The sequence below is a fragment of the Streptomyces sp. NPDC030814 genome, assembly GCF_055572155.1.
The window spans coordinates 24,972-47,839 of sequence record NZ_JBVIDX010000026.1; the positions used below are offsets into that span (position 1 = coordinate 24,972).

Annotated in this window: 22 protein-coding genes; 11 read left to right on the forward strand and 11 right to left on the reverse strand. The window is 71.8% G+C overall.

All coding sequences use genetic code 11. From position 1 onward, the window contains the following. The first annotated feature begins 444 nt into the window (after positions 1–444). Both ACZ43N_RS35045 and ACZ43N_RS35050 read left to right on the forward strand, forming a co-directional pair. On the forward strand, positions 445–693 hold the full coding sequence (locus ACZ43N_RS35045) for an SCO4226 family nickel-binding protein (protein ID WP_468103080.1): 249 nt from the start codon (positions 445–447) through the stop codon (positions 691–693). Between the two features lie 236 nt (positions 694–929). Then, entirely contained in the window at positions 930–1,808 is an 879-nt protein-coding gene (locus ACZ43N_RS35050) for a GNAT family N-acetyltransferase (RefSeq protein ID WP_468103081.1), read from the forward strand. Between the two features lie 321 nt (positions 1,809–2,129). Here the strand turns inward: ACZ43N_RS35050 and ACZ43N_RS35055 are convergent, their stop codons facing one another. Then, entirely contained in the window at positions 2,130–2,891 is a 762-nt protein-coding gene (locus tag ACZ43N_RS35055; protein ID WP_468103082.1) for a phosphoglyceromutase, read from the reverse strand. A 186-nt stretch (positions 2,892–3,077) separates the two neighbouring features. Here ACZ43N_RS35055 and ACZ43N_RS35060 point away from each other — a divergent pair, with 186 nt between their 5' ends. Then, a complete protein-coding gene (locus tag ACZ43N_RS35060) occupies positions 3,078–4,475 on the forward strand; it encodes an MDR family MFS transporter (protein WP_468103083.1) in 1,398 nt (465 codons plus the stop codon). Here ACZ43N_RS35060 and ACZ43N_RS35065 read toward each other — a convergent pair. Both ACZ43N_RS35065 and mshA read right to left on the reverse strand, forming a co-directional pair. Beyond that, positions 4,466–4,978: a type III secretion system chaperone family protein gene (locus tag ACZ43N_RS35065; RefSeq protein ID WP_468103084.1), complete on the reverse strand. Its 513-nt coding sequence runs from the start codon at positions 4,976–4,978 to the stop codon at positions 4,466–4,468. The two genes, ACZ43N_RS35060 and ACZ43N_RS35065, sit on opposite strands and share 10 nt — an antisense overlap. Positions 4,979–5,132: 154 nt before the next feature. Beyond that, a complete protein-coding gene (gene mshA, locus ACZ43N_RS35070) occupies positions 5,133–6,473 on the reverse strand; it encodes a D-inositol-3-phosphate glycosyltransferase (protein WP_468103085.1) in 1,341 nt (446 codons plus the stop codon). A gap of 230 nt (positions 6,474–6,703) precedes the next feature. Between mshA and ACZ43N_RS35075 the strand changes: the two genes are divergently transcribed. From ACZ43N_RS35075 to ACZ43N_RS35085, 3 genes are all read left to right on the forward strand, one after another. Beyond that, positions 6,704–7,522, forward strand: coding sequence for a class I SAM-dependent methyltransferase (locus ACZ43N_RS35075; RefSeq protein WP_468103086.1), 819 nt, complete (start codon positions 6,704–6,706; stop codon positions 7,520–7,522). A 323-nt stretch (positions 7,523–7,845) separates the two neighbouring features. Then, positions 7,846–8,955, forward strand: a complete 1,110-nt coding sequence (locus ACZ43N_RS35080; RefSeq protein ID WP_468103087.1) for a C40 family peptidase — start codon at positions 7,846–7,848, stop codon at positions 8,953–8,955. A gap of 429 nt (positions 8,956–9,384) precedes the next feature. Further along, positions 9,385–10,803 carry a PP2C family protein-serine/threonine phosphatase gene (locus tag ACZ43N_RS35085; protein WP_468103088.1) on the forward strand — a complete coding sequence of 473 codons (1,419 nt, stop codon included), beginning with the start codon at positions 9,385–9,387 and terminating at the stop codon, positions 10,801–10,803. Positions 10,804–10,863: 60 nt separating this feature from the next. Here ACZ43N_RS35085 and ACZ43N_RS35090 read toward each other — a convergent pair whose 3' ends face one another. The 5 genes from ACZ43N_RS35090 to ACZ43N_RS35110 form a co-directional block, all read right to left on the reverse strand. Next, positions 10,864–11,208, reverse strand: a complete 345-nt coding sequence (locus ACZ43N_RS35090) for a DUF2516 family protein (RefSeq protein ID WP_468103089.1) — start codon at positions 11,206–11,208, stop codon at positions 10,864–10,866. 166 nt (positions 11,209–11,374) lie between these two features. Further along, entirely contained in the window at positions 11,375–11,995 is a 621-nt protein-coding gene (locus ACZ43N_RS35095) for a hypothetical protein (protein WP_468103090.1), read from the reverse strand. Between the two features lie 249 nt (positions 11,996–12,244). Then, positions 12,245–12,751, reverse strand: a complete 507-nt coding sequence (locus ACZ43N_RS35100; RefSeq protein WP_468103091.1) for a helix-turn-helix domain-containing protein — start codon at positions 12,749–12,751, stop codon at positions 12,245–12,247. A gap of 121 nt (positions 12,752–12,872) precedes the next feature. Continuing rightward, positions 12,873–13,217 (reverse strand): hypothetical protein, encoded by a 345-nt coding sequence (locus ACZ43N_RS35105; protein WP_468103092.1) that lies wholly within the window; start codon positions 13,215–13,217, stop codon positions 12,873–12,875. A gap of 34 nt (positions 13,218–13,251) precedes the next feature. Next, positions 13,252–13,842 carry a hypothetical protein gene (locus ACZ43N_RS35110; RefSeq protein WP_468103093.1) on the reverse strand — a complete coding sequence of 197 codons (591 nt, stop codon included), beginning with the start codon at positions 13,840–13,842 and terminating at the stop codon, positions 13,252–13,254. Positions 13,843–14,153: 311 nt separating this feature from the next. On the opposite strand from ACZ43N_RS35110, the gene ACZ43N_RS35115 reads away from it, so the two are divergent. From ACZ43N_RS35115 to ACZ43N_RS35135, 5 genes are all read left to right on the forward strand, one after another. Beyond that, on the forward strand, positions 14,154–15,008 hold the full coding sequence (locus ACZ43N_RS35115) for an alpha/beta fold hydrolase (protein ID WP_468103094.1): 855 nt from the start codon (positions 14,154–14,156) through the stop codon (positions 15,006–15,008). Positions 15,009–15,132: 124 nt separating this feature from the next. Continuing rightward, entirely contained in the window at positions 15,133–15,660 is a 528-nt protein-coding gene (locus ACZ43N_RS35120) for an AAA family ATPase (protein WP_468103095.1), read from the forward strand. A 109-nt stretch (positions 15,661–15,769) separates the two neighbouring features. Then, on the forward strand, positions 15,770–16,513 hold the full coding sequence (locus ACZ43N_RS35125; RefSeq protein ID WP_468103096.1) for a Clp protease N-terminal domain-containing protein: 744 nt from the start codon (positions 15,770–15,772) through the stop codon (positions 16,511–16,513). Between the two features lie 80 nt (positions 16,514–16,593). Continuing rightward, positions 16,594–17,979 carry an MFS transporter gene (locus tag ACZ43N_RS35130; protein ID WP_468103097.1) on the forward strand — a complete coding sequence of 462 codons (1,386 nt, stop codon included), beginning with the start codon at positions 16,594–16,596 and terminating at the stop codon, positions 17,977–17,979. Between the two features lie 610 nt (positions 17,980–18,589). After that, on the forward strand, positions 18,590–19,450 hold the full coding sequence (locus tag ACZ43N_RS35135; RefSeq protein ID WP_468103098.1) for a nitroreductase/quinone reductase family protein: 861 nt from the start codon (positions 18,590–18,592) through the stop codon (positions 19,448–19,450). A 222-nt stretch (positions 19,451–19,672) separates the two neighbouring features. Here the strand turns inward: ACZ43N_RS35135 and ACZ43N_RS35140 are convergent, their stop codons facing one another. The 3 genes from ACZ43N_RS35140 to ACZ43N_RS35150 all read right to left on the reverse strand — a co-directional run bounded on the left by ACZ43N_RS35140 (position 19,673) and on the right by ACZ43N_RS35150 (position 22,866). Beyond that, on the reverse strand, positions 19,673–21,883 hold the full coding sequence (locus tag ACZ43N_RS35140; RefSeq protein ID WP_468103099.1) for a HelD family protein: 2,211 nt from the start codon (positions 21,881–21,883) through the stop codon (positions 19,673–19,675). A gap of 76 nt (positions 21,884–21,959) precedes the next feature. Further along, complete coding sequence (locus ACZ43N_RS35145) at positions 21,960–22,568, reverse strand: TetR family transcriptional regulator (RefSeq protein WP_468103100.1); 609 nt, start codon at positions 22,566–22,568, stop codon at positions 21,960–21,962. 88 nt (positions 22,569–22,656) lie between these two features. After that, positions 22,657–22,866 (reverse strand): hypothetical protein, encoded by a 210-nt coding sequence (locus tag ACZ43N_RS35150; RefSeq protein WP_468103101.1) that lies wholly within the window; start codon positions 22,864–22,866, stop codon positions 22,657–22,659. Positions 22,867–22,868: the final 2 nt, after the last annotated feature.

A 22,868-nucleotide genomic window follows, 5' to 3' on the forward strand; every position in this document is an offset into this window, starting at 1 on the left:
GACATGCAATGGGGCATCCAATGGGCACAGGCACCAGCCTTCGAGGAGGGACCATGGCCGAATCCCCCGCCAGCCCCAGCACACCCGACCCGACACAGACGCGGGACACCCAGCAGCCAGCCGACATCAAATCCCTGCCGCTGTTCGGCGCCTGCGGCTGCGGGTCCGGCTGTGCGTGCGGGTGCCAGTCCGGCAATCCGTGCCAGTGCGGCTGAGCGACACGCGGTCGCGCTGGTTCGGGTACGGGACGCACGAGTCCGTCCGGCGGACGTAGGAGAAGGGGCCTGTCTTGATGACGGGCCCCTTCTCCTCTCGACCGAGCGCCACCGCGGCCGCTGCGCCGCCCGACGGCAGGCAGCCGGGGGCAGCCGGGGGCAGCCCGCGCGGCCGTACTCGAATGGGCGCAGCATGGAGGTAAGGCCAGGAAAGAAGGAGGTGCGAGCCATGGCGAAGTTCATGGACGTCCACCACGGGATGAAGGGCATCACCGCCGAGCAACTGCGAGAGGCGCACAATGCCGATCTCGCCATAGAGAAGGACGAGAGAGTCCACTTCGAGCGCGCCTGGGCCGACCCCGAGTCCGGGACGGTCTACTGCCTCTCCGAGGCCCCCTCCGCCGAAGCGGTCCAACGCATCCACGAACGCACCGGCCACAAGGCGGACGAAGTCCACCCCGTGCCGCTGACGGTCTGACCCACTCCGGCGACGGCGGAGCCGAGGCCACCCTGTGGCGATTCTCGGCCACGTTCAGCGATCCGGACGGCCCCCGATCGACGCGGGTACGGGCCCGGCAGGGACTGCGTACGGCCCGGAATCACCGGTCGTCCACGCGCGGGCCCGTAAGACGCGGCCACAGCCGTGGGCGTGGCCGCCGGCCGATCCCCACACATCCGCCTCCTCTCGGCCGAGGCCGTCCGGGATCATGAGGCATGCGTCCGGATGACTGGCACCTCACTGAAGACGTCGACGAATTCCTCGCCCGAGCCGGAGAGTTCCTGCGCTCGCGCCCCGCCCTGCACACCACGCCGCTCTCGGTGACGGAGAAGCTCCGCACCCTCGGGGCGGACGCGTACGAGGGTCGGTTCCCCGTCCATGGCCGGCTGGAGCGAGGGGGCGAGGTCGAGGCCACGTTCTACCGCTTCCCATCCCGCGGTATGAACGTCACCTCTCTCACCCCGGAGCAGGCCGACACCCTCGCGACCCGCCTGGTGACCCTGGGATGGACCCTGCCGTTCCTCACCGCGGACGAGGCGACGGCCACGGCGTTCACAGAGGCCTGGCATCGGCACACGGGCGCCACGGCGACGCCCCGTGTCCGGCTCCACCTGTACCGCCTCGGCACTCTCACGCCACCGGACCCGCACCCGGAGGGCCGGGGGCGGCTCGTGGGCGAGGGCGACCACGAACACCTGATGCAGTGGTGCCGCGAGTTCGCGGCGGACGTCGAGGAGGACGTCACGATCGACGCCGCGACGTGGCCGAACACCCGCTTCGCCGAGAAGCGCTACACGTACTGGGAGACCCCGGACGGCACCCCCGTCTCCATGGCGGGCGCGAATCCGATGGTCGCCGGCATGGTCCGGGTGGACCCCGTCTACACCCCGGCCCACCTCCGCGGCCGCGGCTACGCGGCCGCGGTGACGACGGAGGTGAGCCGAGCCGCCCTGACCGCGGGCGCCACGGACGTGGTCCTCTACACCAACGCGGCCAACCCCACGAGCAACGCCCTCTACCAACGCCTGGGCTACGTCCGCCTCACCGACGTCACGGTGCACGACTTCACGTACGGCGCCCAGCAGTCCAGGTAGGGGGCTGGTGTACCTCTCACCCGGGCTGCTGGTCCGTAGACGTTCGCGGTCGTCCGCAGGTGTTCGTCGGCCTTGTGACGCAGTTGGACATCATGGCTGCTGTGCAGCTTGCTTCGCTGCCGTGTTCCGGCCGTGAGCTTCGCGTCGCAGTCGGCGTTCGTAGTCCGCGATCTGGCGGGCTATGGGGATGCCGGTGGCAGTCCGGATCAACCGGTACGTAGGCGCCTGACGCGTCGACCGGCCCGGGCCTGACGGCCCAGTACCGCCAAAGAGCCCCCGTCCTGCAAGGAAACAGCAGGTCGGGGGCTCAATGGTGCGGCGTTACTTCTTCTTGCCCTGGTTCTTGACCGCCTCGATCGCCGCCGCGGCTGCCTCGGGGTCGAGGTACTTGCCGCCGGGGGTGACCGGGGTGAACGCGGCGTCGAGTTCGTAGTAGAGGGGGATGCCCGTGGGAATGTTCAGGCCCGCGATGTCGGCGTCGGAGATGCCGTCGAGGTGCTTGACGAGGGCGCGGAGGCTGTTGCCGTGGGCGGCGACGAGGACCGTGCGGCCCGCGAGGAGGTCCGGGACGATGCCGTCGTACCAGTACGGGAGCATGCGGACGACGACGTCCTTCAGGCACTCCGTGCGGGGGCGCAGCTCCGGCGGGATCGACGCGTAGCGCGCGTCGCCCGACTGGGAGTACTCGGTGCCGTCCTCCAGCGGGGGCGGCGGGGTGTCGTACGAGCGGCGCCACAGCATGAACTGCTCCTCGCCGAACTCGGCGAGCGTCTGCGCCTTGTCCTTGCCCTGGAGGGCGCCGTAGTGGCGCTCGTTCAGGCGCCAGGAACGGTGGACGGGGATCCAGTGGCGGTCCGCGGCCTCGAGGGCCAGCTGGGCGGTGCGGATCGCGCGCTTCTGGAGGGACGTGTGCAGTACGTCGGGCAGCAGGCCGGCGTCCTTCAGCAGCTCACCGCCGCGCGTCGCCTCCTTCTCGCCCTTCGCCGTCAGGTTGACGTCCACCCAGCCGGTGAACAGGTTCTTCTCGTTCCACTCGCTCTCGCCGTGGCGGAGGAGGATCAGCTTGTACGGTGCGTCGGCCATGGCCCCGAGCGTAATAGACGGCCGGGAGCCGTCGCCCATATGGCCGACAGGCGGACAGTTCCGGCGGACGGTCGGCCGCGGGGTGCCTTGTCAGTTGACGGTGTCTGTTAATTGGGTGGTCCGGTCCGCGTCCGCGTTCGTAAGTTGTGTTCGCCGCTTTAGCCGCTTACGTCGTGGGGGACCGTCATGCCACTCGCCGCTGCCAGACGCGCTGTCCGGGAGTCCGTCTCGGGGCTGCCCCGTGAGTTCTGGTGGCTGTGGACCAGCACACTGGTCAACCGGCTCGGCGCCTTCGTCGCCACGTTCATGGCGCTGTATCTGACGCTCGACCGCGGCTATTCCGCCTCGTACGCCGGTCTGGTCGCCTCCCTCCACGGGCTCGGCGGTGTCGTCTCCTCCCTCGGCGCCGGGGTCATGGCCGACCGGCTCGGGCGGCGGCCCACCCTGCTGATCGCCCAGGCCTCCACCGCCTTCTCCGTCGCCCTGCTCGGTTTCGTGCGGGACCCCGTCGCGATCGCCGCCGTCGCCTTCCTGGTCGGCGCCACCAGCAACGCCTCCCGGCCGGCGGTGCAGGCGATGATGGCGGACATCGTGCGGCCCGAGGACCGCGTCCGCGCGTTCTCCTTGAACTACTGGGCCATCAACCTCGGCTTCGCCGTCTCCTCCATGGCCGCCGGTTTCATCGCCGAGGTCAGCTATCTCGCCGGCTTCCTCATCGAGGCGGGCATGACGCTCGTCTGCGCGGTCGTCGTGTTCCTGAAACTGCCGGAGTCCAGGCCGGAACGTACGTCGGCCGAGAAGGCGGCCGCGGACGAAGTCGGTCTCGGGACCGTGCTGCGCGACCGGCGGTTCATGAGCGTCGTCGGGCTGTCCTTCCTCGTCGCCGTGATCTTCCAGCAGGGCGCGGTCGGGCTGCCGGTCGCCATGGGCGAGGCGGGCTTCTCCCCCGCCGACTACGGGCTCGCGATCGCCGTCAACGGCGTGCTGATCGTCGCGCTCCAGATCCCGGTCACCCGCTTCATCGAGCACCGCGACACCGGGCGGCTCCTCGTCATCTCCTCCGTGCTCGCGGGGTACGGCTTCGGCCTCACCGCCTTCGCCGGCTCGATCGGGGTATTCGCCCTCACCGTCTGCGTGTGGACCCTCGCCGAGATCGTCAACGCCCCGACCCAGACGAGCCTCGTCGTCCGCCTCTCCCCCGTCCACGGCCGGGGCCGCTACCAGGGCATGTACACCATGTCCTGGTCCGTCGCCGCCCTCGTCGCCCCCGTGATGTCCGGTGTCGTCATCGACCGGTGGGGCGCGCAGTGGCTGTGGGGTCTGTGCGCGGTGGTGGGGACCGTGGCGGGGGCCGGGTACTGGCTGCTGATGCGGCGGATGCCGGAGGGGATCGCGTCGGTGGAGGACCAGCTCACCGAGCAGGCGGTGAGCGAGGCGGAACCCAAGGCGGTGACCGAGACGGTGACCGAGATGGTGAGCGAGGCGGTGACCGAGGCGGTGGCGAAGCCTACGGGTGCGGTTGCGAAGTCTGTCGGCAGGCCCGCCGCCACGACACCGGAGGCCGGTGTCGGCGATCAGCCTTGACCACCGGCCGCCTGGTCCCCCGCGTCCCGTGTCAGATGGCTGAACGCATCCAGGTTGCGGGTGGACTCCCCGCGCGACACCCGCCACGCGTATTCCTTGCGGATCGCGGAGGCGAAGCCAAGTTCCAGGAGGGTGTTGAAGGCGCCGTCCGCCGCTTCCAGGACCTGGCCGAGGAGACCGTCGATGCTCTCGGGGGTGATGGCGGCGAGCGGCAGCCTGGCGGTGACGTACACGTCGCCGAGCTGGTCGACGGCGTAGCTCACCCCGTACAGCTTGAGGTTGCGTTCCAGGAGCCAGCGGTGGACGCCGGCCTCGTTCTCGTCCGGGTGGCGGATCACGAAGGCGTTGAGGGAGAGGGAGTGTTTGCCGACGAGCAGCGAGACGGTCGTGGAGAGCTTGCGCGTGCCGGGGAGCTTCACGACGTAGTTGCCGGGGCCCGGACTCTCCCACTCCAGCTCGGCCTCGGTGAGAACCTGCTCGATGATCGCCGCTGCGTCAGCCATGGGGGCGAGCGTACCCGCCGGTAGGAAGCCGGTGGACGGACGGCCCGCCCGTAGGGGAACGGCTACGGCCACGCTCACGGCGGACGTAACGGCCGCCACCGCGCGTCAGGCGTACGGCCGCCACCACGTACCGCTGCGGGTGAGCGTGGGGACCTCACCCGTGGTGGGCCCGCAGCCCCTGCCGCCGGTGGTCGTGGGTCGCCGCCGTGTACACGTCGGCCGTGGCCTGCGCGGCCGTGTCCCAGCCGAAGGACTCGGCGTGGCGGGCGGCGGCCTCGCCCATGCGGGCCGAGAGGTCGGGGATGTCGGCGAAGTCGCGCAGCACGCGCGCGTACGCCGCCGGATCGTGCCCCTGGACCAGGAAGCCGGTGTGCCCGTCGCGCACCGCGACCGGGAGGCCGCCGACCTCGGCCGCCAGCACCGGCGTACCGGCAGCCTGCGCCTCGATGGCGACGAGTCCGAAGGACTCGCTGTAGGACGGCATGACCAGCACGGACGCCGCCCGGAACCAGTCCGCGAGCTGCTCCTGGCCGACCGGCGGGCGGAAGCGTACGACGTCGGCGATGCCGAGGCGCGCGGCCAGCTTCTGCAGGCCCTCCGGCTTGGCGAGCCCGCTGCCGCTCGGCCCGCCCACGACCGGTACGACGATCCTGGACCGCAGTTCGGGCCGTTCGCCGAGCAGGACGGCCACGGCGCGCAGCAGTACGTCGGGGGCCTTGAGGGGCTGGATACGGCCGGCGAAGAGGGGGATCAGCGCGTCCTGTGGGAGGCCGAGGCGGGCGCGGGCCGCGGCGCGGCCGTCGGCCGGGCGGAAGCGGTCGAGGTTCACACCGGGGTGGACGACGGCGACCTTGGCAAGGTCGGCGTCGTAGTGCCGTACGAGTTCGTCGGCCTCTTCCGCCGTGTTGGCTATGAGGCGGTCGGCGGCCCGGACGACCTGGGTCTCGCCGATGACGCGGGCGGCGGGTTCGGGGGTGTCACCGACGGCGAGCGCGGCGTTCTTGACCTTCGCCATGGTGTGCATGGCGTGCACCAGGGGGACGCCCCAGCGTTCGGCGGCGAGCCAGCCGACGTGGCCGGAGAGCCAGTAGTGCGAGTGGACGAGGTCGTAGTGGCCGGGGCGGTGCCCGGCCCAGGCCTGCATCACGCCGTGGGTGAAGGCGCACAGCTGGGCCGGCAGGTCCTCCTTCGCCAGCCCCTCGTACGGGCCCGCGTCGACGTGCCGGACGAGGACGCCGGGGGCCAGTTCGACCTTCGGCGGGAGGGCGGCCGTCGTGGCCCGCGTGAAGATCTCCACCTCGATGTTCAGCGCCGCCAGCCGCTGCGCCAGCTCCACGATGTAGACGTTCATGCCGCCGGCGTCACCCGTGCCCGGCTGGTGGAGCGGTGAGGTGTGCACGGACAGCATCGCCACCCGGCGGGTTTTCCGGTGCAGTCTCAACCGTGACGCGGCGGTCGGAGAGCGCCGCCCGAGCCTGCCGACGTAGTGGCTCACGTGGCGTTCCTCCTTGCTGCGGGCATGCCGTGCGGAGGGTGTGCGGACCCTCTCGGCAGGGGGAACACCGGACGAGGCGGTTCCATTTCCTCTTTGCAAAACAATTACCGATTCTCGCTCAACTGTTCGACCTCCGGTGTTCGCGGGGTTCCCGTCCCGGAAATGCGGCCCCCGCACAGGGGGTCTGGGCCGGAGCCAAGGGAGCCGGCCACCCCGCATACGCTCAGCCCATGGCAAGACCCGTCGGCACGGTGACCCGCGGCACCACCAACCCCAACCGTCTGCGCCGCATGGACCGCTGGATCGCGGCGACCCACGGCGCCGAACTCCGCCGCGCCGCCACTCCCGTCGCCGTGGACCTCGGCTACGGCGCCGCCCCCTGGACCGCGCTGGAGCTGCTGCGGCGCCTGCGCGCGACGGCGCCCCGCACCGAGGTCGTCGGCGTCGAGATCGACCCGGCCAGGGTCGCGGCGGCGCGGCCGTACGCGTGCGAGGGTCTGACCTTCCGGCACGGCGGCTTCGAGGTGCCGGTGCCGGGCCGCCCGATCCTCATCCGGGCGGCGAACGTCCTGCGGCAGTACGACGAGGAGGAGGTCGCCGCCGTGTGGGAGCGGCTGTGCGCCCGTCTCGCACCGGCCGGCCCGCCGTCACCCGGCGGTCTGCCGGCCCGCACGGGCGGACTGCTCGTCGAGGGCACCTGCGACGAGATCGGCCGCCGCCACGTCTGGGTCGCCCTCGGCCCGGAGGGCCCCCGCACGGTCACCTTCGCCACCCGGCTCGGCTCCCTGGAGCGCCCCTCCGACCTCGCCGAGCGCCTCCCCAAGGCACTGATCCACCGCAACGTCCCGGGCGAGCCCGTCCACGCCTTCCTCCGCGACTTCGACCGCGCCTGGGCCGCCGCGGCCCCGTACGCCTCGTACGGGGCCCGCCAGCGCTGGATCCGCACGATCCGCGATCTGCGCGCGGACTGGCCGGTGCGCGACGGGGTCACACGCTGGCGCCAGGGCGAAGTGACGGTGGCGTGGGAGGCGTTGGCACCCCGGAGCTGAGCGGCACCGGAACACCCCCAGCCTCAGCCCCCGGGCATCCTCCGCAGCTCCGTGCCCATGTCACCCCCAACTCCCCTCCCCGGCCCTCCCGGTGACACGGGGCAACGTTCTCGTGACGCGAGGGAACGGACCCGGTGAGTCGTTCGTCACACAGGCGGGGGTCCGGTCATGTGCGAGGAAGCAGGGGGAAGGGAGTTCTTGCCCGCCTCTGTCGCATTGCGCGACTCCATGGCACGATCACCCAGACACCGGAAGTTACTGACGATTAATCAGTTCTCTCCGGTGTGAGTCGTCAGTGCTGGGACGGGTTGGGGGCAAGGGGTATGGGAGCCGGCAAGCGGAGCCTGACCATGGCGGCCGTGGCCGTGGTCTGCGCGTTGACCGTGCTGGGCGCACCGGTCACCGCGTACGCGAGCCAGACGCAGCCGACCGACCCGACACCGACACCCTCGCCCTCGGGCACGGGCACCCCCGACGCGGACTCCGCGCCGGTCACCAACGAGGAGTTGGAGGCCGTACGCGCGAAGCTGGAGGGCCTCTACCACGACGCGGCGGTCGCCACGGACGCGTACAACGCGGCGGAGGAGAAGGCCGACAAGCAGTCAGCCGAGATCGTCGACCTGGCGAACGAGATCGTCAAGGGGCAGGAGAAGCTGGACAAGTTGCAGGACCTGATCGGCGCCGCCGCCCGCGCCCAGTACCGGGGCGCCGCCTTGCCGCCCGAGGTCCAGCTGTGGCTGAGCGAGAACCCCCAGGAGTTCCTGGAGGGCGCCGACCGGCTGCGCCAGGGCCAGTTGGCGACCAAGGGCCTGCTCGCCGAGATGAACCGCACGCAGGACGACCTGGAGCAGTACTCCAAGGACGCCTCCACGCGCTGGGAGAAGCTCGAGGCGAACCGCAAGGCCAAGGAGAAGGCCAAGAAGAAGATCAAGAAGCAGATCGCCGCCGCCGAGAAGCTCGAGGCCGAGCTGGAGGACGACGAGCGGGAACGGCTGGCCGAGCTGGAGGAGGAGTCCGCGCGGCAGTCACAGGCCGCCTGGCTGGACTCCGGCATCCTCGACGAGATCGACGGCAAGGCTTCGCAGCAGGGCAAGAAGGCCGTGAAGTTCGCGACGGACCAGATCGGCAAACGGTATGAATGGGGCGCCGAGGGCCCCCGGACGTACGACTGCTCCGGCCTCACCAGCCAGGCGTGGATCGCGGCCGGGCGGAGCATCCCGCGCACCTCGCAGGAACAGTGGCGGCAGCTCAAGCACATCCCCGTCGAGAACATGCGCCCCGGCGACCTGATCATCTACAACGCCGACGCAAGCCATGTCGCCATGTACATCGGCGACGGCGCGATCGTCCACGCCCCGCGCCCGGGGCGGACGGTGACCATCGCGGGCGCGGGATCGATGCCGATCCTGGGGGTCGTACGCCCGGACGCGTGACCGGCGGCGGCAGGGGAGAAACGCGGCGGGCCCCCGCGTCGGGGGAGCCCGGCCCCCCGGCGCGAGCGGCCACAACTCACCCGTGACGCGCCGGCCTTCCGCTCACGCATTCCACCCGCATTCCGCCCTCAACCCCCTGAAACCACGCGAACCAGCGGGCCGCGCAGCGGCCAAGTGACCCGCCGCACGTGACTCTCACCACCTTCGGCCGTCGCCACAACCCCTATCGCGTGACATTCGTCATCCCGGACGAAAGCCCTGTCATGTCCAAATGCGGTACGTGATGCGGCATATGACGGTGGCCGATTGCCTTCCAGCGCCTCGTCAAGCATTCCGTTGCGGCGGGGCCTGACGCTAAGGTCCCCGTCGGTGGGTCGAGGTCCCTCGCCCCGCCCGTTGCCCTCGGGGGGAGGGAAGGAACCCAAGACGATGCCCGTACCCGTACCGCGGCAGAGAGCCATCCCGGCCGTGGAGAGTGGTCAGGCGCACGCCGTGTCCGCACCAAGCGGCCCATCCGGAGAGGGGGCGGCCTTGAACGCCTCGGCCCAGGCCCCTGCCGACAAGTCCACACACGCCGTCGGTCCGACCGGCGGTGCCGTCACCCAGACCGGCCCCACCAACCTCACGGTGCTGCTGATCGAGGACGACCCGTCCGGTTCGCTCACCGTGCCCGAGTTGCTCGACTCCGCGGGCAAGCCGATCCGCGTCCGCACCGCCCGCAACCTCACCGAGGCCCAGCGGCTGCTGACCGACGACGTCAACTGCATCCTCCTGGACCTGGCGCTGCCGGCCCCGGGCCGCGGCCCCGACACCCCGGCCGCCTCCGGTGGCGGCACCGCCACGGAGACCGTCACCGACGTCGACGAACTCTCCGTCCTCAAGCACGTCCTGGAGCTGGCCCCCCGCCATGCCGTCCTCGCCCTCACCGACTCCGGTGACGCCGAGCGCGGCGCGGAGGCCGTGCGGGTCGGCGCGCAGGACTATCTGTTCCGCGACGAGCTGGACGACCGTCTGCTGAGCCGCGCGATCCGTTACGCGGTGGAGCGCAAGCGGTCGGACACGGCCGAGCGCCGGCTCACGGAGTCCCGGCTGCGCGCCCAGGAGAACGCCCGCCTGGAGCGCGGCCTGCTGCCCACGCCCCTGCTGGAGGGTTCGTCCCTGCGGTTCGCGGCGCGTTACCGGCCGGGCCGTTCCCGGGCGCTGCTGGGCGGCGACTTCTACGACACCGTCCGCACCCCCGACGGCACGGTGCACGTCATGATCGGCGACGTCTGCGGGCACGGCCCGGACGAGGCGGCGCTCGGTGTGGAGCTGCGCATCGCCTGGCGGGCGCTGACGTTCGCGGGACTGTGCGGTGACGAGCTGCTCTCCACGCTCCAGCGTGTCCTGGAGCACGAGCGGGAGAACGACGAGATCTTCGCGACGCTCTGCACGGTCGACATCACGCCCGACGGCCGCCGCGCGGGGCTGTGCCTGGCGGGCCATCCGTCGCCGCTGATCGCCCGCCCCGGCCGGGACGGCGCCGCCCCGCCGGCCGAGCTGCTGCCCTACGACAACAGCGGCCCCGCACTCGGGCTGCTGCCCAACGCGCGCTGGCCCCGCACGCAGATCGAGCTGGGCGGGGCCTGGAGCCTGATGCTCTACACGGACGGGCTGATAGAGGGCCGTATCGGCGAGGGCAAGGAGCGCCTCGGCCAGGACGGCATGGTCGCGATGGTCCGCCGCCAGCTGGCCGCCGGCCTGCGCGGTGAGGAGCTGCTGCGCGCCGCGGTGAACGAGGTCCGCGACCTCAACGGCGGCGAACTCACCGACGACGTGGCCGTACTCCTCCTGGACCGCGAGGGCTGACCCGGGCGCCGGCCCCCGGTCCGGGGGCAGCTCACCACCCGTGGCGTACCGGTCGTGGGATCACCGACCGCCGTTGTACGGCCCGTACGGTCCGTCGCTGCTGGAGCCGCGGCTGCCGCCCCGGCCACCGCCGCCGGAGATCTGCCGCACCGCGGGGCGTACGTCGACGATGTAGACGATGCTGGCGATGAGGCCGATGATCGGCAGGAACGACAGGAGCGGGAACAGCAGGCTCACCACGAGCGCGATCCCGAGGATGATCAGCCAGAACACCTTGGTCTGCTTGTCCGTCGCACGGAACGCGTCCTCACGCCGGAACGTGGCGTCGATCAGCGCGAACGCGGCGAGGGCGCTCACAGCGAGCTGCAACAGCCCCATGAACCCAGCGAAGCCGTCCAGAAGCATGTCGCCCACCACCACCCGTTCTCATCGCTCTCGCGGTCACGGTTGTCCGAACACTCCTACGGGGGCCACCGTACCCGTAGAACGGGCCGGACACCCCAAAGGTGCCCGGCCCGTCCCCGTACCGTGTCCTCCGGCGCCGCACCGCTCCGCGGCGGGCGCGTACCGCCTACTTGGCGGGCGGCGTGGTCTTCTTCGCGGTCGTCGTCTTGCGGGCCGGAGCCTTCTTCGGGGTCGCGGCCGGCTTCGCGGCGGGCGCGGGCACGACCTTGGCCTCGGCGGGCTTCGCCGGCTCGTCCTTGACCGCGACCGGCTCGGCCTTGGCCTCGGGCGTGGTGTTCGGCTCGACGGCGATCGCGAGTTCCTCGATCTCCTCCGCGGCCTCGCCGCGCCAGGTGCGCACAGCCTGCTCACCGTGCTCGGCGACCCGCTCGTACGTCTCGCGGGCCTTCACGGCGTACTCGGCGGCGACGCCGACACCGCGCAGCGCCAGGTCCTGGGCGCTCTCGCCGAGCTTCTTGAGGTCGGTGTCCAGGGTGCCGATCAGCTCGGTGACCTTGCTCTGGAGGGTCTCCTGCGTCTCCTTGACCCGGGCGGTCGCCTTCTCCTGGACGGCCTTGGGGTCGGTGTTGCGCACGGCGTCGATCTTGGCCGGCGCCTCGGCGCGCAGCTGCTCGACGAGGCCGGGCACCTTCTTGGCCTGCTGGAGGGCGAGGTCGGCGGTGCCGGCGGCGAAGTAGAGCGGCGTCGGGTCGGTGACGGCCTTGCGGATGTCGTCGGTGATGGCCATGGTGATGGTCCTCCGGGTCTGGCGTTCAGCTGAGGGTTTTGTGTGGGTCCGGCCCGCGGTCGAAGTCTTCGACGGATTCGGCGAATTCGGCGTCTTCAGCGCGTTCGACGGGTTCGACGTGGCCGGGTCTCCGGTCTGCAGTGGTGCGGGTCTGCGGTGCTGCGATTCCGTGGTCGTGCGGGTCCGTGGTCGTGCGGGTCCGTGGTCGTGCGGGTCCGTGGTCGTGCGGTCCGAGGAGCCATGGCTCCGTCATCCCGCCGTCAGCCGCGGACCGGCATCGCCGGCGTCGGGCGCGGGAGAGCCGGGGCCGGCGGTCCGTCCGGCGCCTTCGCCGGTCTCCGCCTCGGCCCGGTCCCCGTCCCGGACCGGGCCCGTGTCCGAGTCCCCGCCGTCGCCTATGAGGACCTCGAACCCGTTCTCCTTGCGGAAGGACTCGTAGATCTGGAGCAGCACCTGCTTCTGCCGCTCGTTCAGCGTGGGATCGGCGAGTATGACGGCGCGCGTCTCCACCTCGTCCCGGTCCCGCTCGGCGTCGAGGATGCCGGCCCGCACGTACAGCGTCTCGGCGGAGATCCGCAGGGCTTTGGCGACCTGCTGGAGCACCTCCGCGCTCGGCTTGCGCAGCCCGCGCTCGATCTGACTCAGATACGGATTGGACACCCCGGCGGCGTCGGCGAGCTGCCTGAGCGACAGCTGCGCGTTTCGCCGCTGTTCACGCAGGTACTCACCGAGATTGCCGACGTTGAGCGTTGCCATGCCTCCACCATGCCCCACCCACGCTAACTATTGCAAGCACCCGCTTGCAAAAGTGTGCCACGCCACGTCAGCCGGTGTCGTGAGCCTGAGCGCGGTGGTTGTCACTTGAGCAGGACAACTCTCACCGCTCAGCTCGGCGGACTCCCGTGCAGGCAAGGACTGTGTCGGCATCGTTGGCGAGGAAGATCATGAAGGTCCACGTCCGGTCCGGTGTGAAGATGCAGCCGATCCTGACCTCAGCAGCTTCCAGCAGGGTGAGGATGTCGACCGTGGACGGCAGGGCGAGAGTCTCGGTACCTCGCTTCCTCGCCCGTCGGAGGCGAGCCGCGTAGATGCCGGCGAGCTGCCGGCTGGGAACGCTGCCGTCCCACACGACGAAGTCCCCTCCGTCGAGAAGCGCCGACCTGGCGGGTTCGCAGGCCGTGGTCTGGTCACCCAGTGTCCCGGCGAGCTCCGCCCGGTCCATCTGACTTCCTCTCTCGCGGTGCCCCGCTGTCCGCTCAGTCGTCGAAGTGGAGTTCAGGCCGGGTCCAGAGCGTGAGGTCGCTGCTGGTGGCGACCGCGAGGGTCAGGCCGGAGGGCGAGAATCCAGCTGCGCGGAGTTCTGAGTACTTGGAGTGGAAGATGTGCCACCACGTCCCTCCTGCCGGGCCTTTGTGGGAACCGCCGTCGGCGGAGAGGATGACGCGGTCGTGGGGCCACTCGGGGCTGACGACGTCCAGGGTCCAGCCGTCCGGCGTGGTGCTGTGCAGGCCCCCACCGAAGAGCCCGGCAATGCGCACCGAGGCGCCTGCAATCGGGCCGAGCCCGGGGCAGGTGAGGTCCGGGTGGGCGTCGGGGGTGCTCGTTTCGGGGTCGGGATGCCTGTCGCGGGCGATCTGCTCGCCGGTGACCGCGTCGAAGAGTCCATGGCCGTCGCCGGACACGACCATGACGAGGTCGTGTCCACTGCCGGGATGGACGGCGAATCCGATTCCGAGGAGGCCCCCGATGGGAGTCCCGCGGTCCAGCACCGGCTGCCACGGCTCGGGAGTCGGCATGACGGTGGCGGCGAGGTAGCGCTCGCGCAGCTGCTGGTACTCCGTGATCAACTCGTCTCCTCAGTGCGATCCGCGTCGAGGGTCTCTCGCGCAGCGGCCCACGTCGACTCGAATTCCTGGCTGCAGCGTCTCGGCCCTCACCGTGAAGATCGCCTCCTGGGCCTCCTCGCCAACGCCCGGGTGTCCGCCGCTCTTGCGCAGCCATCGGTCGTCCGCGCAGCCGATCAACCCGAAACGGTTGCGGTTCTTCGCCCAACGGAGCAGGGTCCGGTAGCCCACCTCAGTCCGGCGGCGTCCCGCAGCAGCGCCCGGCGGCGGTTTCTGGATCTTGTTCTGGAGATCGTTCCGTTGGAGGGTGAGGCATGCAGAATCTGCCGACATTCGTTCTTGTCCACGGGGCCTTCGCGAACTCGTTCTCCTTCGCGCCGCTGCAGGCCGAGCTCGCCCTGCTCGGGCACCGCTCGGTCGCGGTCGACCTGCCGGGGCACGGATTCGAGGCGACGTTCCCGGCGGCCTACCAGGCTCCCCAGGATCTCGACGCCCTCGCCTCGGAACCCGGCGGCATCAAGGGCGTCACCCTCGCCGACAACGCCGCCCGCGTGATCGAGGTCCTCGAACGGGCCAAGCGGAACGGGCCCACCGTCCTCGTCTCCCACAGCCGGGGCGGCATCACGGCCACCGCCGCCGCCAACGCCCGGCCCGAGCTGATCGACCGGATCGTGTACGTATCCGCCTGGTGCCCCGTCGATCTGGACGTGGCCGACTACTACGCCCAGCCGGAGGTGGCGGACGTCGACCCCGGGGCCTTCGCCACCGCACTCGTCGGGAACCCGGCCGAACTCGGACTGCTCCGCACGAACTTCCGTACCGCCGACCCGGCGGCGCTCGCGGCGTTCAAGGCGGCGTTCGCCGCTGACCTCACGGATGACGAGTTCCGGACCTTCCTGAACACCTTCCAGCCCGACGAGAACCTCGACGTCGGCACGTCCGCCGACCGGGCCCAGGCCGCGACCTGGGGCCGCATACCCAGGAGCTACGTACGCCTGGCCGACGACGCCAGCCTGCCGCCCGCCGTGCAGGACCGCATGATCCGCGAAGCGGACGCGCTCACCCCGGACAACCCGTTCGACGTCCGGACCCTCCAGGGGAGCCATCTGCGCTGGCTCGTCCACCCCGAGCCCGCCGCCGAGTTGCTCGCGAGCCTCGCCGCGCACTGACACGGCTGCCGACGGCCGAGCGGGACAGGGGGGGTCCCGATCGTCCCGCTCGGCCGTGCGCACGCGCACGCCTTCGGAATCTCCGCCGCGCCCCTCCCGGGGGACAGCCCTTAGCGTGAAGTGCGTGATCGTATGGATCAATGGCACGCATGGCGCGGGCAAGACGACGACCAGTCCACTCGTACAGCAACTGATCCCGGGCTCTCGGGTGTTCGACGCCGAGAAGGTCGGCGAGACCCTGATGGACATCCGGCCCGGATTGCCGGGGCGGGGGGCGGAGAACTTCCAGCACTGGCCGCCGTGGCGGCAGCTCGTGGTCGAGACCGCCCGCCGGGTGCTCGACTACACCGGCGGCACTCTGGTGGTCCCCATGACCGTCCTGGTCGAGCAGTACTGGCGTGAGATCAGTACCGGTCTCGCCCACCACGCCATCCCCGTACGGCACTTCGTCCTCCACGCCGACCAGGACACCCTCCGCGCCCGCATCGAGGGCGACACGCTCATGGGTCCCTCCTCCTTCCGCTTCGAGCACCTCGCCCCCTACGCCGAGGCGGCCCGCACCTGGCTCCACGAGGAGGCCGAGGTCATCGACACCACACACCTCACACCAGCGGAGGCCGCCCTGCGGATCGCGGAGTCCTTCAAGAGCTGAGCCCGACCGACCACGCGAGGGCCTGTGTCATGACGTAACCCACCTTCACACCAGCCTGAAGAGGCAAGTACGCCTTGACAATTCCGAACTGTCAAGGCGTACTTGCCTCATGCCACTCCCAGATCTGGACGATCTCATCGCGGAAGTCGACCGGAGGTGCGACACCGCGCACCGCCCCGGTGGACAGGAACAGCCCGACTGGCTGGCGCTGCTGACGGTCGCCGCCCAACTGGCCGGCCAGTTGCAGGCGTTGGCTGACGACCTCGTCGAGGACTATGTCGAGCACTGTCGTATGCACGGCTCGTCGTGGACGGACATCGGCGGGGCCCTGGGGGTGACCCGGCAGGCGGTGCAGCAGCGCTTCCACGCCCCGCACAAGCGCTACGGGCCCGAGACGATGACCGACGAGCTGCGTCAGGCCATGGTCCACGTCAAGCGGGCGGCGGTGCACCACCGCAACAACTACATCGGCACCGAGCACCTGTTGTGGGGACTGACCGCGGAGGACAACGCCGCCACCCGGCTCTTGCGGGCCGCCGGGGTCGCGCCGGAGGCGGTCCACCGGTCGGTCGGGAACAGGCTGAGCATGGGCGCCTCTCAGGCGGCCGAGCGGATCGCCTGGACGCCCTATTCCCGCAAGGCGATCGCCATCGCCGAGGCGCGGTCCGGGGAGCGGGGTTGCGAGCGCATCGACTGCGACGACCTGCTGGTCGGCCTCGCCGGCGTCGGGCGGGGGGTCGCCGCCGACATCCTGAACGAGGCCGGCTTCGACCCGGACGCCACCGCCACCCTCTCCACCGCCGACGCGAGCGGTGCCGCACCCGCCGACGTCACCGCGGCGGAGGCCGGTTGAGCGTCGTCCACCCATCCGCGTACGGGAGTTGACGCGTCGGGTCTTGACCTCAAGTGTGCTTGATCCGCGACTCTTTGCGGGTGACTACGCCTTGGACGACCCGCCTGCTGCCGCCCGCGTACCGGCCCCTGTTCGGCCACACCGAGTTCCGGCGGCTGTTGCCGGCGCTGGCGGCCTCGGATCTCGGGGACGGGATGAGCGTGGTGGCCGTGGCGTGGCTCGCCGTGGAGATCGCGCCGCCCGACCGGTCCGGCCTGCTGGTCGGCGCCGCGATCGCCGCGTACGCGCTGCCCGGGGCAGTGGGGGCGCTGGTCTTCGGCCGGTGGCTGCGGCGGCTGCCCGCTCAGCGGCTGCTGGCGGCGGACAGCTGGATCCGCGCGACGCTCCTCGGCTGTGTGCCGCTCGCCTGGCTGCTGGGAGTACTGCACCCGGTCCTGTACGTCGTCCTGCTCGCAGGATCGTCGGTGCTGCACGCCTGGGGCAGTGCCGGCAAGTACTCCCTGCTCGCCCGGATCCTGCCGCCGGAGCAGCGGCTGGCGGCGAACGCCCTGGTCGGTTCGAGCGGCTCGGCCTCGATCATCATCGGTCCCGCGATCGCCGGGTTCCTGGCGACCGTGCTGAGTCCCGCCTGGATCATCGGGATCGACGCCGCGTCCTTCGCCGTGCTCGCCTTCCAGGTCGGCCGGCTGGGCGGCGCCGCGACGACGGCTCAGACGTCCGCGCCGGTCGACACCGGCCAGTCGGCGGCGGGGCTGCACCTGTTGCGCAGGCAGCCCGAACTGCTCGGGGTCCTCGCCCTGACCTGGTTCTTCAACTTCCTCTACGGCCCGGTGGAGGTCGCGCTCCCGCTGCACGTCACCGTCGACCTGCACGCGGAGTCCAGTCTGCTCGGGCTGTACTGGACGTTCTTCGGGGTGGGTGCCGTCGTCGGCGGTCTTGCCGTCGGCGCCCTGAGCAGGCTCCCGCTGTGGCCGGTGACCCTCGCGATCGTCGCCGGGTGGGGGTGCGTGCTGGTGCCGTTCGGGCTGGGCGCACCGGCCTCCGTCACCCTTGTCTGCTTCGCGCTGGGCGGCGTGATCTACGGCCCCTTCACGGCCCTGTCCTTCACGCTCTTCCAGGACCGTACGCCTCCGGCCTGGCTGACCACGGTCCTCGCCGCCCGCGGCGCCGCCCTCCTCACCGCCGCCCCCGTGGGCACGGCCCTCGGCGGCCCCCTCACCGCCGCGCTGGGACCCCGCCCCGTGCTGGCCGCCTCCGGCCTCGCGACCATCGTCCTGGCCGTCGTGGCGACCGTGATGTGGGCCTGGGGGAGCCGGCATGGGACGGTCGGGGGCGTGGCACCGGCCGGGAGCACGGCGGAGCGGGAGGCGCACGGGGAACAGGGTGCCGCGGCCGTGGCGGATGGCGTCGAGGGCGGTGCGACGGAGCCGGCTGATGCGGGGCCGCAACCCCGCGAGAGCAAGTGAGCGGGACCGCCGACGGAGCCGATGGGCCGGGGGGCCGGGAGGCCGGGGCCGGGAGGCCGGGGCCGGGAGGCCGGGGCCGGGAGGCCGGGGCCGGGAGGCCGGGAGGCCGTCACCGGGGTCCCGCGCCAGGTCCGCCACCGGCGCGGGTCCAGGGCGGTCGTCCCCGGATAACCCGTTGCCCCCGGTCGGCCGTCCCCACTACCGTTGCCCTCATGACTGCCGGGTCGGCCTTGGGCCGTGAGCGGATGGGTTGCCCGGCCTCCGAGTGAGGTCGGGGCGGGCCAGGGGTCCGCCTGTTGAAGCGCGTGTGGAGTACCGCGCCGCAGCACACCACAAGAGACCACGCGCACCGCACCGCGTGACATCGCGTGCGCCACACCGCATGCCGCCGCGTGACATCGCGTGCGCCACACCGCGTGCCGCCGCATGCCATCGCGTGCGCCACGCCACGCTGTTTCCCTTTCCCGCCGTGAGGCACAGCGGCGATCACCCCTGCCCATCACCCCTGCCCGCGCACCACGACACCAGCGATACCCGCGACGCCGCGTCGAACAGCGGCGGCGCGCCCTTGTCGTGGGCCGCCGGCATCGCCATCGACAGAAAGCAGAGAATGCCCAACCCCTTCAACCAGCCGGTCATCGAAGAGTTCCGCGCCAACCACGGCAAGGTGGGCGGCATGTTCGAGGGCGCCCGCCTGATCCTCCTGACCACCGTCGGCGCCCGTACGGGCAATCCGCACACCACTCCCCTCGGCTACCTCCCCGACGGCGACGGCACGATCCTGGTCATCGCGTCGGCCGGGGGATCGCCCAGGCACCCCGACTGGTACCGGAACATCCTCGCCAACCCCCGGGTGACCATCGAGAGCGGGGCGTTCACGTACGAGGCGGACGCCGTCGTCCTGGACGGCGAGAAACGGGACCGGGCGTTCGCGCGAGCGGTCGAGTCCGAGCCGGGATGGGCCGAGTACCAGGCCAAGACGGACCGTACGATCCCGGTCGTCGCCCTCCGCGAGGTCCCCGTGGCCGGCCCGCCGAACATCAACGCCGGCTCCATGGGCGAGGCCATCAAGGTCGTGCACGACGCCTTCCGTCGCGAACTCGCCCTGATCAGGCAGGAGTTGATCGCGAGCAGCGGCAAGGCCACCCTGGGCGCGCAGCTGCGCGTCAACTGCCTCACGTTCTGCCAGGGCCTGCACAACCACCACACCGGCGAGGACACCATGCTGTTCCCGGTCATGGCCGACCGGCACCCGGAGCTCGCCCCGGCCCTCGCCCGCCTCCACGAGGAGCACGAACGGATCGCCGCCCTCGTCGAGGATCTGCGCCGGGCCCTCACGCCCGCGGAGGACGCCGGCACCGGGGCCGTACTCGCCGAAGTCGAGCGGCTCATAACCGAGCTCGAAGCCCATCTCGACTACGAGGAGGAGCAGTTGATCCCGGCTCTGGACTCGGCCTCGGCCACGGGCTGACCCGGCGGGCGGCGGGCGGGCCGCCACCCGGACACGGACAAGCCGGTGAGCGGCGGACGAGCCCCCTGGGGGGAGGGAGATCGGGCTCGTGCGTTCCGCCGCTCACCGGCACACCCGACCGTAGTCACGCGACCCGGCATCGAGGTCCGCGTCCGGTCATGACTACGCCGCCATCCCGTAACACCCGTGGCACCAGGGCCCGCCGGCACACCGTGGCACCTGTCACCAGGGCAGCGCCCGTGCGTGCACCACGTCCAGGCGGGACACCGCCCGGGTGAGCACGACATACAGCCGGTGCAGGCCCCGCGGCTCGGCCGCCACGATCGCGGCCGGCTCGACGACCACGACATGGTCGTATTCCAGGCCCTTCGCCGCTCGCGCCCCCAACACCACGACCCGCGCACGCAGTTCGTCCGCGTCGCCGGTCACGACACCGGCCCCGCCGAGTGCCTCCCGCAGCCGTACGACGTCGGCGTCGGCCGAGATCACCCCGATGGACCCCTCACGGGCAAGCGCGTCACGCACGGCGGCGACCGTCTCCGTGACGACCCCGTCCGCCAGACGGGCGTCCACGGCACCGGCGTCCACGCCACCGGCTTCCTCGCCCCCTGCCCCCTCCGCGGCCCCGTCCCGCTCCCCCACCCTCCGCACCCGCAACTCCCCGTCCCCGCGCAGGGACCGAGCCGCCGGCACGTCCACGCCCAGCCTCTCCACCAACCGGTTGGCCACGTCCACCACGGCCCGCGGCACGCGGAAGCCGGTGGTCAGGGGGACGACGGTCGCGTCGGGTTTGCCGAGGTGGGTGAGGAGGCGAGGCCAGTCGCGGGCCGCCCACGGGGTGGTTCCCTGGGCCAGATCGCCCAGGACCGTCACCGAACCGAACACGGCCCGGCGTCCGATCGCACGGCACTCCATCGGCGAGAGGTCCTGCGCCTCGTCGACGACGACATGCCCGTACCCCTCGGGGTGCTCAAGGAGCCCGGCGGCCTCGTCGAGGAGGACGAGGTCGGCGGCCGACCAGCGTGCCGACCGCCACGAACGCGGCGGCTTCGACCACAGCACGGCCTTCTGCTCCTCCGCGTCGAGCACCCCCTCCGCCGCGACGGCGAGCGCGTCGGGATCGCCCAGCAGCCGCGCCACGACCTCCTCCGGCCGGACCCGCGGCCATACGGAGTCGAGAAACACTCCCACCGGCCGCGACCGGGAGATCCGCCACGCCCAGGCGTTCGACTGCGGCCCGGCCCGTCGTTCCGCCTGCTCCCGCAGCAGCCCCACGACCCGGGCCCGGACCCGCTCCCGCCCGGTGTCGTACGGCGGCCGCGGCTCCTCCGCCCGTACGTCGGCCACGATCCGCCCGAGCCGGTCGCCGGACACCCGCCAGCGGTACGTACCGTCCGGCACGACCAGTGCGTCGGGCTGCCCGGTGTCGATGCGGGCGTAGAGGGCCCGGCGGAGCACCTCCGCCATCCGGACGTCGTGCTTGAGGGCGGCGGCGCGCTCGTCGTCCTCGGCGGTGACCGGCTGCCGGGCGATCTCGTCGGTGACGGTCGACTGGCGCACGCCCACCTCGCCGAGCGCCGGGAGGACCTCCGCGATGTACGCGAGGAAGGTCCGGTTGGGGCCGAGGATCAGCATGCCGCCGCGGCGGATGCGCTGGGGGTGGGTGTAGAGGAGGTAAGCGGCCCGGTGCAGGCCGACCGCCGTCTTGCCGGTGCCGGGGGCGCCCTGCACACAGACCGAGGCCGCGAGATCGGCGCGCACCAGGTCGTCCTGCTCGGGCTGGATGGTGGCGGCGATGTCCCGCATGGGCCCGGTCCTCGGCCGCTCGATCTCGGCGGCGAGGAAGCGGCTGGGGGTGAGGTCCTCGCCGTCCGGTGCGCCGGGCAGGTCGCGGCCGGACCGCGCTCCGCGCCCCGGGGTGCCGCCGCCCAGGTGTTCGTCCTCGAACCCGGTCAGGTCGGCGGAGTCGCCCCGGCTGCCGGGCGCCCAGCCGAAGCGCCGCCGGACGGCCACGCCCCGCGGGTCCCTGACGCTCGCCTGGTAGAAGGCGCGGGCCACCGGCGCACGCCAGTCCACGACCAGCGGCGGCGACCCCGGATGCTCGGTGATCCGCAACCGCCCGATGTGATAGCTCTGCCCGGCGTGCTCGCCGCCGTGCACGTCGTCCCCGAAGTCGAGCCGGCCGAAGAACAGCGGCCCCTCCGGCAGCTCGCGGAGTTCCTTGGCCTGACTGCGGAGCCGGCGTCCCAGCACCTCGGCGTCGGCCCCCGAGGCGGAGACGTCCTCGCCGATCACCACCTGCTCCCCCGCCCCCTCCACCATGGCGGCGAGGGCGGCGCGGCAGGCGTCGTGACGGGCGCGCTCACGGGCGAGGGCATGGCGCAGGGCGGAGGAGGGGTGGGCCGGGTTCTCGGGCGCACGAGTGGACGTCATTCCGCCGAGCGTAACCGAAATAACGTAACCGAGTTAAATTTTTAACCGTGACTCAGTTTCGCTCCACTCTCCTCCCTCACACCACCAGCGTCCGCTCCAGACGCCCGAACACCCGCTCAGCCGCCGCGACCGCCTCGGGTTCGATCTCCTCGACCCGCTCCCCGCCCTCGACCCGCCGCCAGTTCTCCATCGCGAGCACCCGCCGTACGGCGACGAGCTGCCCGGCAGCGACCCGGGCGTCGAGCCCGCCGCCCAGCACCTCGGCGAGCGCCTCCTCGGACCGCTCCAGATGGCCGTACATGCCCGCGACCAGCGACGGCGTGCCGTAGAGGAGCCGGTGGAAGGCCAGCACACGCGCGTGGTCGTTGAGTCCGGTGACCGGGTCGCGGCGTGCCAGCCCGGCCAGGAAGTGGGCCCGCAGCGCCCCCACCACCGACTCGCCCTCGGCCCGGCCGGCCACGACCCGCGCCGACTCGGTCTCGTGGTCGGCGATCCGGTGCAGGACGAGATCCTCCTTCGCCGGGAAGTACCGGAAGAGGGTCGGCTTGGAGATCTCGGCGGCCGCGGCGATCTCGGCCACGGAGACCGCGTCGAAGCCCTTCTCCAGGAAGAGCTCGATCGCGATCTCGGACACCGTCTCGTACATCCGCCGCTTCTTGCGCTCCCGCAGGCCGGTCTCACTCATGGGGCGAGCCTACGCAGACCACGCCGACACCCGGACCCGCCGCCGGGCGGGACGCGCACGCCGGGCGGGGAAGGCACGGCGCCCGGCCTCACGCGCTTCCGCGAGCGCCGCCGTCCGCTGCGCCGGCCTGGTCCCCCTCATGGAGGACCACGGCAAGGTAGCGGTTGGCGATCGACTTGGCGTGCAGTCCCAGTCCCGCCGTCGCGGCCGTCAGGGTCATGACGTACGCGTCCACCACCCGGCGGACATTCGGCGCCCCGGCGCCGGGCGGGACGCGGACGCCGGGCGGGGAAGGCACGG